19 protein-coding genes and 1 pseudogene are annotated in these 17,556 nt (G+C 34.3%); 7 read left to right on the top strand and 13 right to left on the bottom strand.

Going from position 1 to position 17,556, the window contains the following annotated elements; translation table 11 throughout:
* The first annotated feature begins 201 nt into the window (after positions 1 to 201).
* The 6 genes from CLV90_RS11710 to CLV90_RS11685 all read left to right on the top strand — a co-directional run bounded on the left by CLV90_RS11710 (position 202) and on the right by CLV90_RS11685 (position 5,069).
* Positions 202 to 786 carry a TetR/AcrR family transcriptional regulator gene (locus CLV90_RS11710; RefSeq protein ID WP_133687656.1) on the top strand — a complete coding sequence of 195 codons (585 nt, stop codon included), beginning with the start codon at positions 202 to 204 and terminating at the stop codon, positions 784 to 786.
* Position 787: 1 nt separating this feature from the next.
* A complete protein-coding gene (locus CLV90_RS11705; RefSeq protein ID WP_133687655.1) occupies positions 788 to 1,459 on the top strand; it encodes a Rossmann-fold NAD(P)-binding domain-containing protein in 672 nt (223 codons plus the stop codon).
* A gap of 10 nt (positions 1,460 to 1,469) precedes the next feature.
* On the top strand, positions 1,470 to 2,102 hold the full coding sequence (locus CLV90_RS11700; protein WP_133687654.1) for an NAD(P)H-dependent oxidoreductase: 633 nt from the start codon (positions 1,470 to 1,472) through the stop codon (positions 2,100 to 2,102).
* 46 nt (positions 2,103 to 2,148) lie between these two features.
* Positions 2,149 to 3,306 (top strand): iron-containing alcohol dehydrogenase, encoded by a 1,158-nt coding sequence (locus CLV90_RS11695; protein ID WP_133687653.1) that lies wholly within the window; start codon positions 2,149 to 2,151, stop codon positions 3,304 to 3,306.
* Positions 3,307 to 3,444: 138 nt separating this feature from the next.
* Entirely contained in the window at positions 3,445 to 4,344 is a 900-nt protein-coding gene (locus CLV90_RS11690; protein ID WP_133687652.1) for an EamA family transporter, read from the top strand.
* Between the two features lie 113 nt (positions 4,345 to 4,457).
* Positions 4,458 to 5,069, top strand: coding sequence for a DEAD/DEAH box helicase (locus CLV90_RS11685; RefSeq protein WP_133687651.1), 612 nt, complete (start codon positions 4,458 to 4,460; stop codon positions 5,067 to 5,069).
* An 11-nt stretch (positions 5,070 to 5,080) separates the two neighbouring features.
* On the opposite strand, the gene CLV90_RS11680 is transcribed toward CLV90_RS11685, so the two are convergent.
* The 12 genes and pseudogenes from CLV90_RS11680 to CLV90_RS11625 form a co-directional block, all read right to left on the bottom strand.
* A complete protein-coding gene (locus CLV90_RS11680; protein WP_341777689.1) occupies positions 5,081 to 5,848 on the bottom strand; it encodes a patatin-like phospholipase family protein in 768 nt (255 codons plus the stop codon).
* A 30-nt stretch (positions 5,849 to 5,878) separates the two neighbouring features.
* Positions 5,879 to 6,496, bottom strand: a complete 618-nt coding sequence (locus CLV90_RS11675; protein ID WP_133687650.1) for a DUF6134 family protein — start codon at positions 6,494 to 6,496, stop codon at positions 5,879 to 5,881.
* Between the two features lie 163 nt (positions 6,497 to 6,659).
* On the bottom strand, positions 6,660 to 7,250 hold the full coding sequence (locus tag CLV90_RS11670; RefSeq protein WP_133687649.1) for a DUF6515 family protein: 591 nt from the start codon (positions 7,248 to 7,250) through the stop codon (positions 6,660 to 6,662).
* Positions 7,251 to 7,429: 179 nt separating this feature from the next.
* On the bottom strand, positions 7,430 to 9,334 hold the full coding sequence (locus CLV90_RS11665) for a monovalent cation:proton antiporter-2 (CPA2) family protein (RefSeq protein WP_133687648.1): 1,905 nt from the start codon (positions 9,332 to 9,334) through the stop codon (positions 7,430 to 7,432).
* 60 nt (positions 9,335 to 9,394) lie between these two features.
* Positions 9,395 to 9,925 (bottom strand): NAD(P)H-dependent oxidoreductase, encoded by a 531-nt coding sequence (locus CLV90_RS11660; protein ID WP_133687647.1) that lies wholly within the window; start codon positions 9,923 to 9,925, stop codon positions 9,395 to 9,397.
* A gap of 44 nt (positions 9,926 to 9,969) precedes the next feature.
* Positions 9,970 to 10,593, bottom strand: a complete 624-nt coding sequence (locus CLV90_RS11655) for a MarC family protein (protein ID WP_133687646.1) — start codon at positions 10,591 to 10,593, stop codon at positions 9,970 to 9,972.
* Positions 10,594 to 10,797: 204 nt separating this feature from the next.
* A pseudogene (locus CLV90_RS11645) lies at positions 10,798 to 11,916 on the bottom strand (esterase-like activity of phytase family protein).
* An 83-nt stretch (positions 11,917 to 11,999) separates the two neighbouring features.
* Positions 12,000 to 12,785 carry an SDR family NAD(P)-dependent oxidoreductase gene (locus CLV90_RS11640; protein ID WP_133687644.1) on the bottom strand — a complete coding sequence of 262 codons (786 nt, stop codon included), beginning with the start codon at positions 12,783 to 12,785 and terminating at the stop codon, positions 12,000 to 12,002.
* Between the two features lie 76 nt (positions 12,786 to 12,861).
* Complete coding sequence (locus tag CLV90_RS11635; protein ID WP_133687643.1) at positions 12,862 to 13,824, bottom strand: 2OG-Fe(II) oxygenase; 963 nt, start codon at positions 13,822 to 13,824, stop codon at positions 12,862 to 12,864.
* Between the two features lie 243 nt (positions 13,825 to 14,067).
* On the bottom strand, positions 14,068 to 15,051 hold the full coding sequence (locus tag CLV90_RS11630; RefSeq protein WP_133687642.1) for a zinc-dependent alcohol dehydrogenase family protein: 984 nt from the start codon (positions 15,049 to 15,051) through the stop codon (positions 14,068 to 14,070).
* A 27-nt stretch (positions 15,052 to 15,078) separates the two neighbouring features.
* Complete coding sequence (locus CLV90_RS19280) at positions 15,079 to 15,246, bottom strand: hypothetical protein (protein WP_166638573.1); 168 nt, start codon at positions 15,244 to 15,246, stop codon at positions 15,079 to 15,081.
* Between the two features lie 4 nt (positions 15,247 to 15,250).
* On the bottom strand, positions 15,251 to 16,096 hold the full coding sequence (locus tag CLV90_RS11625) for an enoyl-CoA hydratase/isomerase family protein (protein WP_133687641.1): 846 nt from the start codon (positions 16,094 to 16,096) through the stop codon (positions 15,251 to 15,253).
* A 171-nt stretch (positions 16,097 to 16,267) separates the two neighbouring features.
* On the opposite strand from CLV90_RS11625, the gene CLV90_RS11620 reads away from it, so the two are divergent.
* Positions 16,268 to 16,678, top strand: a complete 411-nt coding sequence (locus CLV90_RS11620) for a hypothetical protein (protein ID WP_133687640.1) — start codon at positions 16,268 to 16,270, stop codon at positions 16,676 to 16,678.
* Positions 16,679 to 16,683: 5 nt separating this feature from the next.
* On the opposite strand, the gene CLV90_RS11615 is transcribed toward CLV90_RS11620, so the two are convergent.
* Complete coding sequence (locus CLV90_RS11615; RefSeq protein ID WP_133687639.1) at positions 16,684 to 17,550, bottom strand: AraC family transcriptional regulator; 867 nt, start codon at positions 17,548 to 17,550, stop codon at positions 16,684 to 16,686.
* Positions 17,551 to 17,556 lie beyond the last annotated feature (6 nt).

The following is a 17,556-nucleotide window of genomic DNA, read 5'->3' as shown; positions in this document are numbered from 1 at the left end:
GTAATAAAAAAGTAACGCGGGAACTACCTTTATTAAATATTTTAAATTTACTGAATTATAGCATAAGGCTGTCATAGGAAGTTCTTAGAATATATGAGGATATTCTGTTTTTTATTCCAAATGATATGAGAAATTAAATTTCTGTTAATAAAAAAGAATGAACGTTCATTTATTATATCTTTGTACTCTGATATAATAAAAATGGCAGCACTTCAAAAAAGTATAGACAAAAGAAACGCACTGATAAATGCCACCATAGAGTTGGTAAACAATGACGGTTTTCATGCGACACCCATGAGCAAGATTGCAAAAATGGCAAGTGTCTCACCAGCGACCATATATCTTTATTTTGAAAACAAGCAAGATTTAGTAAACAAAACCTATATAGAAGTTAAGGCGAGCTACACGGCGTATGCATTTGCAACTTATAACGAGACCATGTCGGTTGAAGAAGGTTTTGAAGTGATTTGGAAACGTATTGCGGAGTTTAAACTTAAAGAAAGTGCTAACGCCATGTTTCTTGCACAATGCGATAATACCCCTATGATCGATGAAGAAAGCAGACAAGAGGGCATTAAGCATTTACAACCCCTACTCGATTTATGGGCACGTGGCAAAAAAGAAGGAGTCATAAAGCCTTTGTCAGATTACATGTTGTATGCGTATTCAATTAATCCACTTTCCTTTCTTATGATTACTCAAGTTCGTGGTTCTGTAAAAATGGATGAAGAAGAATTAGAGCAAGCATACCAAGCAGCATGGAGTAGTATAAAAGTTTGTAACTAATATGAAAAAGACGGCAATTATTTTAGGAGCTTCTGGCTTAACTGGTGGGTTATTATTAGAAAAATTAATAGCAGATGATAGGTATGACACCATAAAACTATTTTCAAGATCACGAATAGACGGATTGCCCAATAAAGTACATCAATATATAGGCAATTTATTAGAGCTATATCAGTTTAAAAATGATTTTACAGCGGACGAAGTGTATTGTTGTATAGGTACGACAGCAAAGAAGACTCCAGATAAAGCAATGTATAAGAACATTGATTATGGTATACCAGTAGCTGCAGCGAAATTAGCGAAAGAAAACGGTATCCCTACTTATTTAGTAGTGTCTGCAATGGGTGCGAATAAAAAAAGTAGTGTGTTCTATAATAGAACTAAAGGAGAAATGGAACAAGATGTTGTCAACCAAGGCATACCAAACACTTCAATTTTAAGACCGTCATTAATTGGAGGTGAAAGAGAAGAGCAAAGGATATTAGAAAAAATAGGATTGTTAGTATTTAAAGCCATTCAGCCGTTATTTATTGGTCCGCTTAAAAAATATAAAATTATCAATGCAGAAAGCATTGCTCAGGCAATGTTGAATTTAGCAAATACAACAAGTAATACCGATGTTATTATTACATCGAACGATATAGAACAATTAGCAAAACGCAACTTAAAATAGAAAGATTAAAATGGAATTATTAGATAAATTAAACTGGAGATATGCTGCTAAGGCAATGAACGGCGAAAAAGTAGCAGAAGATAAAGTAGAACGTATTTTAGAGGCTGCCCGCCTTGCTCCTACCTCTAGTGGTTTGCAACCATTTGAAATTATAGTGGTTAAAAATCAAGATATTAAAGAACAGATTAGACCAGTAGCTTGGAACCAGTCTATGATTACGGATTGCTCTCACTTATTGGTTTTTGCAGCTTGGGATAATTATACAGAGGATAGAATCAACTATATGTTCGATTTAACCAATGAAATTCGTGGTTTTAAAAACGAAGGATGGGAAAATTACCGTAAAATGTTGTTAGATATGTATCCGCAGAGAGATCCTGAAGAAAACTTTAATCACGCTGCAAAGCAAGCATACATCGCTTTTTCTCAATCGATTGCTGCTGCGGCATTTGAAGAAGTAGATGCTACACCTATAGAAGGTTTTGATCCAGCTGCTGTAGACAAAATTTTAGGCTTACGCGAAAAAGGATTACGCAGTGCAGTACTGTTACCATTAGGGTATAGAAATGAAAGTGAAGACTGGTTGGTGAATTTAGTGAAGGTTAGAAAACCAATGGAAGAATTGGTAACTGTTATTGAATAAGCGGTCATTAATGCAAGTGAAGAATAAAAATTAAAAGAAAAAGAAAATGAACAATTTTGAGTTTAAAAATCCCACTAAAATTATTTTTGGTAAGGATACGATAGAAAAATTAAATAAAGAAATACCTGAAGATGCCAAAGTATTAATGCTTTACGGTGGTGGTAGTATTAAGAAAAACGGAATCTACGATCAAGTTAAAACTGCATTGTCTGGTATTGAAGTAATCGAGTTCGGTGGTATACCTGCCAACCCAGAGTACGCGATATTGATGGAGGCGCTACAGGTTATAAAAGATGAAAAAATCAACTATTTATTAGCAGTTGGTGGTGGTTCTGTAATTGACGGAACTAAATTTTTATCTGCCGCAGCGGTATATGATGGAGATACCCCATGGGATATTCTAACGGAAAACATTAGAACTAAAAAAGGGATGCCTTTTGGTACCGTTCTAACTTTACCGGCAACAGGATCAGAAATGAATTCTGGATCGGTGATCACAAGAGCAGAGACTAAGGAAAAACTAGCAATGGGCGGACCAGGATTATTCCCTGAATTTTCTATACTAGACCCACAGGTAATAAAATCTATTCCTGAGCGTCAATTGGCAAACGGAATTACAGATGCTTTTACACATGTTCTAGAGCAGTACATGACGTACCCGATAGATGCATTGTTACAAGATAGATTTGCAGAAAGTATTTTGCAAACGCTAATTGAAGTGGCACCAAAAGTATTAAAAGATCCAACGGACTATAAACCAGCTGCAGATTTTATGTGGAGCTGTACTATGGCTTTAAACGGATTAATTCAAAAAGGAGTTCCGGGAGACTGGGCAGTACATATGATGGGTCATGAGTTAACCGCATTATTCGGTATTGACCACGCACGTACATTGGCTGTAATTGCACCAAGTCACTACAAGTACAATTTTGAAGCTAAAAAAGAAAAATTAGCACAGTACGGGGAACGTGTTTGGAATATTACCGAAGGTAGTATCGATGACAAAGCATATGCTGCCATTGAAAAGACCGAGGAATTCTTTCATGAATTAGGCATCGATACTAAGTTATCTGATTACACTAAAGAGTATGAAGGTACTGCCGAAGAAATTTCAAAACGTTTTACAGACCGCGGATGGAAATTAGGTGAGCGTCAAGCTTTAATGCCAGAAGATGCACAGAAGATTGTGAAAATGGCTTACTAAGCTAAATAGATTATTTATTAAAGGGCTGTCTAATTTTAGACAGCCCTTTTTTATGTACGCCTGTGCCAATTACAAATAGAATTTGATTTTGAATTCTAGAAGGCAGAATAGCTAAAAACCAATATCTTCGCGCGCATTATGTGGATGTACCTCGGACTTTTAGCAGCGCTTTTTTTAGGATTACACAACTTATGTAAGAAACATGCCGTACAAGGTAATGATGCTTTCTCTGTTTTGCTAGGCACTCTGATAACTGGTTTTTTATTGTTTTTACCCTTGTTTTTGGGTTCTAAATACTATCCGGAGGAATTTCAGTCTATCGATTTATTTGTATCGGATATTTCATTGAAGACACACGGTTTTATATTTATAAAGGCAATGATTATGGCTTCATCATGGGTATTGGCATATCAAGCGTTGAAGCACTTACCAATTACTATTGTAACACCAATTCGTTCTGCTGGTCCGTTTTTCACTTTTATCGGTGCAATTTTAATATATCAAGAGCGCCCTAATTTTTTGCAATGGATCGGCTTCTTTCTAATTATATTTTCTGTTTTTCTATATTCTAAAATCGGAAAAAAAGAAGGTATAAATTTTAAGAACAATAAGTGGATATTTGCCATTATAGGAGCCACCTTTTTAGGGGCTTCAAGTGGTTTGTACGATAAGTTCTTGATTCAAAGTTTAGCGTTAAACCCTCCTACCCTTCAGTTTTGGTTTTGTACCTATACCATGTTAATCATTGGTATGTTAGTTCTTATTACACGTTCTACAAATTCCAATTTAAAAGGCTCTTTCAAATGGCGATGGACCATACCAATGGTGGGTATATTATTGCAAACGGCAGACTATTTCTATTTTAAAGCGTTACAAGATCCAGATGCATTGATTATGCTATTATCTGCTATAAAAAGAAGTCAGATACTAATAGCAGTTGTTGTTGGCGGATTCATCTTTAAGGAGCAGAATAAGCGTAAAAAATTAGTGCCGTTGGCAGGTATAATGCTAGGTGTTTTTCTTATTCTATACTCTTAAAATATTGAATTTATTAAAGGCAATAGGAAAATACGGAGTTATAATAATGATTGCCCATTTGTAGGCTGTATCTTTGTATTATTACAATATATTTAATTAGTTAATGTAGCAGTATGTCATTTAAAAAATTGAATCCACACTTATTAGAACGATTAGAATATCATTCAATTACAGAACCTTCTTCATTTCAGAAGCAAAGTATACCTGTTGTAAAAAGTGGAGCTAATGTATATTGTACCGTTCCAAAAGATAGTGGTAAAACAACCACTTTAATATTGACCACATTACAAAAATTAAAATGCAAAGCAGCAGGCAATGCACCAAGAGCTGTAGTTGTTGTGGAGAATAAAGAAAAAGTATTGGAACTTTATGACAAGTTTTTTGAATACACTAAATATACCGATGTTAGACTATATGCTAGTTATAAAGAATTACATATTGATATTCAAAAGTCTGAAATTTTCGAAGGTATAGATGTATTGATCACTACCCCTACTACCCTACACAAGTTGTTTTTATTAAATGGGGTAAGTACTTCACAATTAAAGATTTGCAGTATAGATGATGGTGATTTTTTAATTCAAAAATCAGATTATACCGCAATGATCACGGTTGCACAGAGTATTATGAAATGCCAGTATGTGATATACTCTGAAAAGATGCATCCAAAATTACAACGTTTTGAAGATTATTTCATGGAACGTGCTAGTCATGTGAAGTTATAAAATAAGCTTTATTATTGTTTTGAATATCCCTGTTTCCTTAGTTCGTCAATAGTGCTATTGTAGCCAATATCAAAAATGGGATCTATAGATTTCATATCAAATGTAGCATATTCACAAAGCTCTTCTGGTGATATAATCAGTTCACATTCTGAAAATTTAGCAATAGATTCAGAGGCAGATTTTATTTTATAGGCTCTCTCCAGTACATTATAAGAATGTTTTAAGTCCTTTATTTTAATTCCCTTCAGAGCATTTACATAGCTGCCGATTATTTTGTCGCATGATGTTTTTAAAGGTTCAATAGGAAAATTGTTTAACACACCACCATCTACGTAGAAAGATCCATCAATATTAATTGGGGAAAAAACACCAGGAAATGTTGCAGATGCAAGTACAGGTTTAATTAATTCTCCTTTGTAAAAAATCTTTAATTCGCCTTTAATAATATCGGTAGCCGTAATAAATAATTCTTTAGGTAATGATTCAAAAGAATCATGAGGAAAGAATTTTTTAAACTCATCGTAAAACTTCTCGGTGTCTAAAAATCCGGGTTTATTACGAGCGAATTTCTTGGCATGAAAAATAGGGATTACTTTAAAGAACTCTAAAATATCTTCCCATTTTACACCACCGGCATATAAGGCGCCAACAACAGCACCTGCACTTGTGCCAGATATATGAGTTGCATAAATACCATGTTCCTCTAAGGCTTTGATTACACCTATATGGGCTACTCCCCTAATACCTCCGCCTGATAGTACTAATCCGGTATTCATCATAATTTATGTTCTTATTACCTTTTAAAAAAATCATTTTTGAGCAATAATGCCAAATTTTATTAATCCTCCATTAATTTCTGCATTTTCTAAAAAACCATTTTTATAGTGGTAAATATTCTCATGATTTTTAGAATTTATCTTTTTATAGGTATGATTGCCTAAAGGTATGATAATGTTAAAACTTCCGTCTTGTTCAGAATAACATCTGTTGACATTTATAGGTTCATCAAAATATAGCAATATAGTGGCGTAGTTGATATCCTCCTCTATCACTAACTCATTTTTGTCATTCTTGGATATTTGGTAATAATCTATTTCCCAATTGGTAAGAATATCTGCATAGGGTTTATCATTAACATCTATAAGTACGTTTGCCCTTTTTAATTTATCATTTTCATAGGTAACATTATATAAATAATTTACATCTATTTCTTTGATAACCCTTGTGTTTATAGTAGTAACACTTTGGTAATGAACTTTAGAATCTTTAATACTCTTTGATGCCTTTAAACTACCAATCACGTTATCTTTATGTATAATATCAAAGTAAAATGTATTTTTTATATGCGCTACATCTTTATCTGAAAAACCAACAGTGCCTAAAAAGAGAAGTGCAAAAACTATAACAAATTGATTAATTGAAGGCATCTTAAAATGTTTAATAAATTTAGAAATGTATTCTAGTGACCAATGTAAAAGTAAGTAATTCGGTTTTTCTTGAACCTAACCAATATCATGTTTTATAGATTACAATAAAAAAGGCTTACGATGAAATTCGTAAGCCTTTTCATTTTCAAAACTAAATTATATGTTATTCCATTTCAATGATCCCAACCACTTCATAAGCTCTGGAACCATCTAATTGTACTTTTTCATAAAGTATATTAGAATACTCATAATATGTTAAACCGTCTATAGTTACTTTTTCATATCCCTCTGGTAATTCGTAAACAATAGTTCCTATTTCAGGATCTACCACTTCATACCCGGCATTTGATTCTACGTAGAAGGTACCACCAACATTAAAGTATAAATGATTGTTGAAATTGATTCTTGCATAATTTGGAGGTAAGCTATTTATTCTAAAGCCAACCCTAGGTGCAATAGCAATATATCTACCTCGAGATTGCGTGTAATACCTATTATTAGCGTAGTAGTAATTCTGACCATTATGTTTAACAACACTTCTGTTTGGTACATTTCTAACCGACACTACTTTTTTAGTAGGAGTTCTATATTGAACTTTCTTACTAGAAACTCTTCCGGGTGTTTTGGTAACAGTGGTAGTTCTCGTAGTTATTGTTTTTGTTGCTGTTCTTTTACGTGTTTGTGCTGTGCTAGGTAAAGCAAAAGCTATTAGAAATAAACCTAGTACTACGTATGTTTTAGTATTTGTTATCATTATATTGAATTTAAAAGGTTAAACTTTTTTGCGTTCAATACTTTGACATATGAATTAAATAATGGTTTAATCTACTGCCCTATAATTAAATTAGAAATCGACGGGTAGGTAAATTTTATCTATGAATCTAGGGATTCTATAGAAGTTAAAAACTTATTATTTAGAGATAAAAATTGGAATCAGTTAGAAGTCGGATTATCATCTTGTTGGTTCTCCAAGACTTTTCTAATAGATTCACTATCCCAATGATTATCATATTCAACAATGCCTCTTTTGAAATCTTCTTCTAACAATCTTTGCTGCTCTTCTAATTCTTTACGAGCTTTAAAAATATAATTCTCTTCACCTTTTGGTTCAGCGGCCAATCTCCTTAAACTTGTTTCATCATATTTAATGAAATTCTGTACCTGTTGGTTTAAGGTATATTTTCTAAAGCCAAGCTTGCTTAATACATCTTTGGCCAATGATAAAGAGGTGTCTAGAGATTCTCTATAAATATTCTCGAAGCCCATATTCAAATATTCATAGGCATCATACCGATTTTGAGCACGAATCATGAGTTCAACATGCGGGTACTTTTCTTTTACCATTTTTGTAATTTCTTTGGTAACACTAGGGTTGTCAATTGCGCATATTAATATTTTAGCTTGTGCAATACCTGCAGATTCTAATAGATCTATACGTGTGGCGTCGCCGTAATACACCTCAAACCCCATTTTACGAAGAAAGTCAACACGGTTAGAATCTTGATCTAGAATAGTGGCTTCTATACCATGAGATCTTAGAAAACGACCAACCGTACTACCAAAATGACCGAAGCCGACAAGAATAACATTTTGCGATTTAGCAATGTGATCCATTGGTCTTTTAATAGATTCTTTTGTTCCAATTTTAGGTAGAATTAATCGTTCGTTAATGATACTTATAATAGGTGTTAACGACATTGTTAATGCTGTAATTACCAATAAAATATCCATTTCTTCTTGTTCTAGAATATTTAATTGAAAAGCAAATGAAAGAAGTACGAAAGCAAATTCCCCAATTTGCGCCAAGCCGAAGGTCAGTAATAATTTTTGGTCAAGCTTCATTTTAAATATTGTACCTATAACAAATAAAACCAATGCTTTAATTAAGATTACGGCAATTAAAATTCCGCCGATAGTAAACGGCATTTTGGCAATAACCACAAAGTTTATAGAAGCGCCAACGGCAATAAAAAATAATCCTAAAAGCAGGTTTTTAAAAGGTTCCAAGGTACTTTCTAGCTCATGTTTATATTCACTATTAGATAGCACTACGCCACCTAAGAATGCTCCTAAAGCAGGTGATAGCCCTACATATTCCATTAAAAAAGAAATACTGAACACTATTAATAGCGCAGAAGCAATTAATAGTTCTCGTACCCCAGTCTGTGCTACCTTTCTTAACATCGGTACTATTAAATACTGGCCTGCACCAATAATTAATGCAACAGAAAGAATAATGGCGAGTGTTTGATAGCCCATAGGTAAACCATCTAAAAGGTTGCTACTTGCCTCATGTGCATCGGTAGTTGCCGCCACATCTGTATTCGAAAGTAACGGAATAGCACCCAACATGAAGATGACGATGATATCTTGGAATAATAGGATAGAAAAGGCAGAATTACCAAAGGTAGTATCCATCAATCCTTTTTCATTTATGGTCTGCATGGCAATTGCAGTAGATGATAACGCTACTGCCATAGAAATAACCAAAGCTACTTTCCAATCAAAATCTAATAATATAAAAAAGAGATATGATACCACCATGGTTCCACCCACCTGTAGCCCGCCTAAACCAGCAATAGTCTTTCGCATATTCCAGAAATTCTTAGGCTCAATTTCCAATCCGATTAAGAACAGCATTACCACCACCCCGAATTCAGCAAAATGAAGAATATCTTGACCTTCCTCACCAATAAAACCTAAAACATAAGGTCCGATGATTACCCCTGCCATTAAGTAGCCAATAACAGAGCTGAGTCCTAATTTTTTCGCAATAGAAACACAAATAATTGCTCCTAACAAGAAAACAATTGCATCAAATAATAAGCTGCCGGTCATATTGGTTGGTTTATTTGTAATGTGTTTTTAGACATTACTGTGGTAATGAAGTTATTGGTTTTAATTTTTTAGCTTGTCTATGAGCGAACTGTATTCAGCACCATAAACCTCTAATTCATCATCTGTTAATTTATAAGTTCCCATCACGGTAAAAGGTTTGTGATAGTTCATTAAACATAAATTTGCGGTTTGCTCAAAGGGTCTTAAAAATTCTGTTATGGTATAGCTATTTGTTCCTTGTGTACAATATAATTCTTTACTACCACCAGTGGTGATAGCGTTTAAGCAGATTTTAGAAGATAAAGCCTTTCCATTTGGTCCGTAAGCCCAATTAAATTCCAGTACCATATCGATCCATTGTTTTAATAACGGCGGACAACTGTACCAATACATAGGGTGATGCCATATAATAACATCATGCTCTTCTAATAATTTTTTCTCGAACGGAACATCTATATTAAAATCTGGATACTCTTCATACAAGTCATGAAAAGTAACGCCCTCTTTATTTTTTATATGATTTACTAAAACCATATTCGCTCTAGATTTTTCGTACTTAGGATGAGCAAATAAAATTAGGACTTTCTTCATGTTCCGTTAAATTAAGGAAAATAAGTAGTTATTGGTATTGGTAATTAATTAGTAACCAGATTAAAAGAAATTTTTATTCCTTCTATAATCATACCGGTACCAATAATGGCTATGATCAAACCCATAATTTTACCGATAACCGAAATAACATTGTAGCCTACTAGTCTAACAATTAAATTACTTAATCTAAAAGTAAGGTAAGTTAGTAAACTCATAAAAGCAAAAATTGCAATTACTATAGTAATATGAATAGGTTGTGCATTTGAAACAAAGTTCATTGCTGTAACAATTGTACCCGGACCAGCCAAAATAGGTATCGCAAGAGGCGACACCGCAATATTCTCATCAATATTTACGTGTTTAATATTCTTTACATTAGACTGTTTTGATTGAAGCATGTCAAAACCTATGTAGAATATTAAAATACCGCCGGTAATCTTAAATGCAGGAATACTAATATTAAATAGTTCGAAAATATATTTTCCTAAAAGAACAAAAACTAATACAATAATGAAGGCAATAATATTTGCTCTTTTATTAATGTCAGCTTTGGTTTTCTCATCTGCACCTTGCGTCAAAGAAAGAAAAACGGTCATGTTAGATATTGGGTTTGTAATGGCGAAAAAACCAGTAAAAACAGCAATAGAAAAGGTAGTTAAATCATTCATTATTTTAAGCAAAATTTAATCGCGCAAGAACTTGATTTCTTACTGAAATTCCAAGTTTATTTTGAATCTTTTGTGAATTATTAGAATATAAGAAAAGAAGAGAAAACTTTAAATTAATCTTAGCTTATTAATGAATTATATAGCATATTATAGTCTAATTGCAATATTAAGTTTTCAATGATTTATTGAAAATTATTTGCAATTTTATTTCTCTACTTCAAACAGGATAAACTGATTCAGCTGAGGACCATAAAGACTAAAATTATTATCGGCTACAACGACTAATGAGCGATTTCCATTTTCAAAATCAGGACCAAAATTGATACCTTCAATATTGTCGACAATACCGTTGGTTAATTCCTTTCTAATATCCTCAAAATTGAATAAAAGCTTCTTTGTTACTTTGGTATAGTGCTCACCTTTTAAGCTATTAAAACTACTTACATCGGTTGCTTTGCTTGCATCTACATCGTAAATTTTAACGGTATTACCTCCGTCAGGTTATCCCATAGCATAAGACCGTTCTAAAACAAAAAACTTATTTTTTTCATATTCTAAAATCTCTACGATACCATTCAATTCAAAAGTAGCTCCGTCAGTTGCTGGGCGAGCAACTTTGTCCAATTCATATACTATCTCCTTCTCGAAATGCCCTGTTTCTTTATTTATAAAAGCTATTCTTACGGGGGAATCTGTTTCTTCTAAAGTAGGTTCTTCTCCATCTTCTTTTAATGGTAATTCCATCGCAACCCAGTATCCCTTTTTATCAAAACTCAATGTAATGCCTTCGAAGACTCCGTTGTGGTGTGGTCCAAAATTTAAGTCTGAATTGGGCAAATATCGATTTGCTAGTGTAAACTCATTTACAAACATTCCGCTAGAATCAGCTATTTGTACAAAAGGTTTTAATCCATCTTTTATGTTTCCTTCACTTGTCCAAATAAAAGCACCATTATCATATCGAATAGATTCAGGGTCCACTATTCCTTTAGGTATAACTTCGCCAATAGAATCTTTGAAATGAGTAACAGATTTTATCGTAACCGAATCAAACCCGTTGATGTCATAAGAAATATTGACGCTATAAAATCGAGGAAAATCGCTATCATCACTAATAGCATACCAGGTTCCATTTGCATAATCAATACCCGATAATCCCCCTACTCTAGTGTTCTCAAATGTAGTTTCATCTGGCAAAACATATTCATCTATAAAACGCAATTTTAGATTGGTTTTGGTTTCTTTAACCTCATTTTTATAACGGCAAGAAATCACGGTTAATAATACTATAAATACAATTAACGTTCTAACTACAATCTTCATTTATCGGTTTTTAATAGTGAAAGTTAAAATTTGAAAATATTCCTAATTCAAAGGTACCATCAAAAAATAACAAGCCATATTATTTAAACCAATGTATTAGTCAATGAAAGTAATTCTTCAATCTTTTTAGCGTCATATGCATCTGGGTGTGCTTGTGCATAATCGCCTTTGTCATTATCAAAATAGGCGCTTGTTTTTGCTTTTGCTGTCATACTTAAATCATACAAAATAGCTACACCTTTTTCTGCGGGAGACCAATGTTGACCATAAGCTTCATTAGCCATTTTTGTATTCAATAACGAACCGGGATTGACTGCAACAACCAAAATACTAGGTTCTTTTTTTGCCAAATCAAAACTCCATATCGTTAAGGCTAATTTGCTTTGCGCATACGCATCATTCGCTCCTAAACTCATACCGCCTTGCAGCGCATTTAAAGAAACAGGAGATTGTGCCGCAGAACTAAGATTTACAATTCTAGGTGCATCGGCTTTTTTCAATAACGGTAATACCGCATTTGTAAATTGATATGGCGCTAAATAATTCACGACTAAACGAACATCTACTCCGTTCGAAGCAGTATCCGTTTTGACTTTAAAAATACCTGCATTATTCACCAAAACATCAATTTTTGGCATTTTTTCAGCAAATTCTTTTGCCATTCTTTTTACTTCTGACAAGTTTGAGAAATCTGCTAAAAAACCTACTACATTTTCATTCTTTGATTCTGCTTTGATTTCGGTTACAGTAGCTTTTAACTTAGCTTCAGTTCTACCATGAACGCCCACGAAATGACCTTCTTTAGCTAAGCGAAGCGCTAATAGTTTTCCTATACCATCTGTACTTCCTGTAATTACTATATGTTTCATTTTTTTAAACTTTTGAATATTCTAAATGGAATTTTGGCAGAAAATGTTCTGCCAAAATTCTGACTTCTGTTCTTTATTAAAACGGTGCAAAGGAATCCTTAGGGCTATTTGGTATACTCCAACGCTCGCGAGCGGTTACGTTTTCCGTTGTAACAACTTTAGCGGCTGAATTATCAACACTACCATAGCTACTTGCACCACCTCGCGGTATTTGCATACGGTCTCCGTATAGCCACACTACTAAGTTACTACGTTGTCCGCTAGTAATTGGGTGTGTAGCATGTGGTACTTTCCCAGTGTGAATTATTGCTTTTCCTGGTTCAAAGATAGTTTGAACAACCTTTCTTGTAGTTGTATCGTGAAAATCCACTTGTGAACCTGTAAATCCTTCATCAGGTAAGTTGATATTGATATTCAAGGTAGCAGCCGAAGCATCCGTATGGGCATGTAAATCTTTGTCTTTATCTGGATTGTACTGAATAGAGAATCCAAATGTCTGATTGTCATAACCATAAGTACCCAATAACAAACGAGCGATTGGACGCATATAACGATCCATGATTTCGTTGTAAAATGCCTGAAAATTAGGTGCTGCAAGGTGACCTTCTGATCGCGGATCTAGCATAACGCCATGACGATTCAATTGAATACCATAAGGTGCACGTCTAGGGATTTCAGAATTTACAGTAGCCTCTAAATACTTGCGAAACTCTGCTAAGCGTTCTAAATCAAAAAACTGAGCAGAATATACTCCAGGGATAATCTCTTCCCATAAATCAGCTACAGCGTTTTCTTTTTCTGGATTTTCCCAAGCATCGTTTATCGCTTTTCTCAATTTTGGGTCAAGTAGCGTTTCATCAGGAATTAATAAACTGTCTTTGTTTTCTATTTCCCATTCGCTCCATGCATTTTCAAGTAACTCTCGGTTACTATTCCAAAATTGTGACACAGAAGGATCACGATTTAGTGAAGCTTCGCGAGTTGGTAGTGTAAGCGCACGAGCTTGTGCGAGTGCATTAATATTTGTTATTGTTTTCATGATATATTTGTTTTTTACCAAAACCTCTTTAAAAGTATTTTTGGTTTTGTTTACTTATTCTGATAACAAAGGTAGTATGAGACACCAGTAATTTTTTGGTAGTAAAAACGGTTGTTTAGGTAAATTTCAAGGTTTTATTTTAAAGCAAAAAAATGCCCCATTTCTGGGGCATTCAACAAAACATATTAATCGGCATGTTTAGAGCGTGCAACTCTAATCCTACTGCATATTTATTATCTATTATTAGTTTTCAACCACAACTTTACCAATGGCTGTACCACTAGCTAAGTGTGCATAAGCATCGCCGACTTGTTCTAATGAAAATTGATTTTCATCTACAATCGGGGTTAAATGACCTTCGTTAGAAATTTCAGCTAATTTTTCTAAAATACTACCGTGTTTTTCTCTTTTGAAGTTATGTAACATCGGGATCAACATAAAGACCACGTGTAATGACGCTCCTTTAAAGTGCAACGGAGTTAAATCGATTTCCAACAAGGAAACTGTAGTAGAAATGTGTCCGTTTAAGGCAACTGCTTCCATAGAGTTAGTCAGGTTTGGACCACCAACAGTATCAAAAACAACATCAAAACCACCATCGGTGTATTTTGCTGTGTAATCTGCTGCTTTTTCTATAGTAAAATCAATAAAGGTTGCTCCAAATTTCTCAATAATCGCTTTTTGTTTGTCGCCTGTTCCTGTTGCATAAACTTCTGCTCCAAAGTATTTCGCCAATTGTACCGCTAAGTGACCAACACCACCAGAACCTCCGTGTATTAATATTTTTTGTCCTGCTTTTACGCCTGCTCTTGTCAACCCTTCATAAGCTGTAATTGCAACTAAAGGTAAAGCTGCAGTTTCACGCATAGTCAAGTCTTTTGGTTTGTGACCAATTAAACTCCTATCGGCAACAATGTATTCTGTTAATGTACCAGGTAAATCTGCTAATCCGCCAGCACAACCGTATACTTCATCGCCAACTTTATATCCCTCTACCCCTTCTCCAACAGCTTCTACTGTTCCTGAGAAATCCATACCTAATAAGGCTGGTGCAGCAGGCGATAATGGTAAATCTGACCCCATATTCTTAATCATCATATCAATAGTATTGACACTTGACGCTGCTATTTTCACCAATACGTGATTTGCTTTTATTGCTGGTTTTGCTATTTCTAATACTTCGAAATTTGCGCTTTCTCCGTATTCACTTAGTAACATTGCTTTCATTTCTATCTTCTTTTATTTTGTTAATTTTTAATTGTTGTTGGTTGTTCGTTGTTTGTTGTTCGTTGTTGGTTGTTGGTTGTTCGTTGTTGGTTGTTCGTTGTTGGTTGTTCGTTGTTGGTTTTTCGTTTTTCGCTGTGCGCTAGACGCTCTACGCAAAAACTGAAAAGCGCTATGCGCAAAGCGTATGGCGCTCATCGCCTTAATTCACTTCTTGAATATCCATTACCATTTGTTCCCAATTCTTTTGGTTGTTATGGTCAAATTGTGCTCCGTTATCATCTGCATATTGGAAACGTTTTACTGCCGGAGTTTTACTTGTCGCTTGAAATAATTGGTATGCTTCCTCTTTTAATGCTTCTTTTATTGGTAAATCTATGGATGCATATACTGCACGTTTACATGCTGCAATGGACTCTGCCGGAAATTTTGAAATTCGTTCTGCTAAAGCATCTACATAAGCACCAATTTCATCCGCATCTAAGGCTTTATTTATGGTTCCAAATTTTTCAGCTTCATCAGCATCCCAATCTCTTGCACCTAAAATAATTTCTAATGCTTTTCCTAATCCTGCTTGTCTAGCCATACGAGATGCACCACCTCCACAAGGTAAAATGCCCATACCTACTTCCATTTGCATGAATTTGGCTTTTCCTCTTGCTGCAAAACGCATATCTAATGCTAATGCCATTTCGTGTCCGCCACCTCTTGCAAATCCCTCAATTTTTGCGATGGTTGCTTGGGGTACATTGCTTAATCTCTCCAAAACAGATTGTAAATCCAACAACTGTACTTCGTTTCTTGGTACAGCTTCGGTAGACATATCTTTTAATAAATCGGTATCATAATGACATACCCAATACCCCGGATTTGAAGATTCAAAAACCACTACTTTTACGCTTCTATCACGCTCTAGTCGTAAGCATAAGCTGCTTAAATCTGCTAACATTTCTTGTCCCTGTACATTTACTGGTCCGAAGTTGATGTCAACTGTTAAAATTCCGCCTTTTTGTTCTGCTGTAAATGTTTGAAAGTTCTTGTAGTCCATAATATTTTATTTTTGGTTGCTATTCGTTCTGTATTAATTACAGTACAAAGGTATCTGGGGACACAAGGTTCAAATGGGTAAAAAACAAAGTGCTTTTGGTAAAAAAAGAGGTAAATGGTATTTTTTCAAGTTTAAGTAACTAATTTAATCAGCTTTATAATCAAAATTTCTATGAGAACATCTTGCGAATCCGCACCACAGAATAAAAGAGAATTCATTTCTGATATAGGTGAAATACTAGTAAAGGATAACGGTAAGAAGAAATACTATACGCCCGAAGAAGTGAAAAAAGCGCACAGAAACAGTAAATGGTATGATTATGTGGATTGGTCTTGTTGGGCATTGAGTATTTTCTCATCACATACAGACTTTGATTTGTACCATGAAAAAACAGGGGAGGTTTGTGATTATGTAGCTATGAAAACAGAAATGCTAAGCGGATTATCAGTTTCTACGGTAACTGACTGGACCGATATACCGGACTTGGATATAGATGCTTCTTGGTTAGATTTTGGGGATGTGTTTGATGGTTTACTAGAAGGCGTTGGAGAATTCGTATCAGGAATTTTTGACGGTATTTAATTTCTCTAAGCTGAAATACTAGCCTTAAAAGCCCCAATCGTCATTCCTTTATAACTTTGGAAGGTTTTGTTTAAGTGACTGCTATCCGTAAAGCCAAGCTCTATTGCGATTTCCGAAAACTGTAAGTCGGTATATTTTAATCGGGTTTCAACAAGTTTTAATTTATAGTTGATAATGTATTTCTTTAAAGAGACATCGGTATGCTTTTTAAAGTATTCACTCATATAATTATCTGCCATATGAAACTCCTCTGCCAGACTTTTGGTAGTTAGCAATTCGGAATTATAAATATTAGCGTGAATAAAATTTATGATTTGCTGAATCTTAGATGATTTAACCTCCTTTACAGTGTCGGCAGTATTGATAAACTGAATATTTCTCGCAATAAGATGTAGAATAACCGATACAGAGTTTTGAATGATAAAAATATCAAAGGTCTGCTCTCTCATATATTCAGTGGCAACCATATTAATTAAAGATACCAGATGCGACCTATCTGATTCAGTTTCAAATTGCATTTCGCGAAGCTGATGACTTTCGCTATTTAATATTTCTTCAATTTTTCGAAACCAATTGTTAACGGGCAGTGTTTCGTTCTGAGCCGATGTATTTCTAAAGAAGCTTTTTAAGAATTTTATAGCCACAGTAGTCGTCGCGGAATCAGGGTTCACGATATAAATATCATCAGGTATAAAAACAAAAACACTATTTGCAGCGTAGGGTACGGTTTTGCCATTGATCTTAATCGTTCCTGTTCCCTTTTCAAAATATACAATTTCGAAAAAACGAATGGTCGTGTATTTACAAAACTCAAAAAAAGTTTGTTCTTCGTATTTCGCAATTACAATATTTTCTATGATAGTACGCGCCATATTGCA

This window comes from Maribacter spongiicola, from assembly GCF_004364165.1.
Lineage (GTDB): Bacteria > Bacteroidota > Bacteroidia > Flavobacteriales > Flavobacteriaceae > Maribacter > Maribacter spongiicola.
This window is presented reverse-complemented; position numbering and strand designations above follow the sequence as displayed.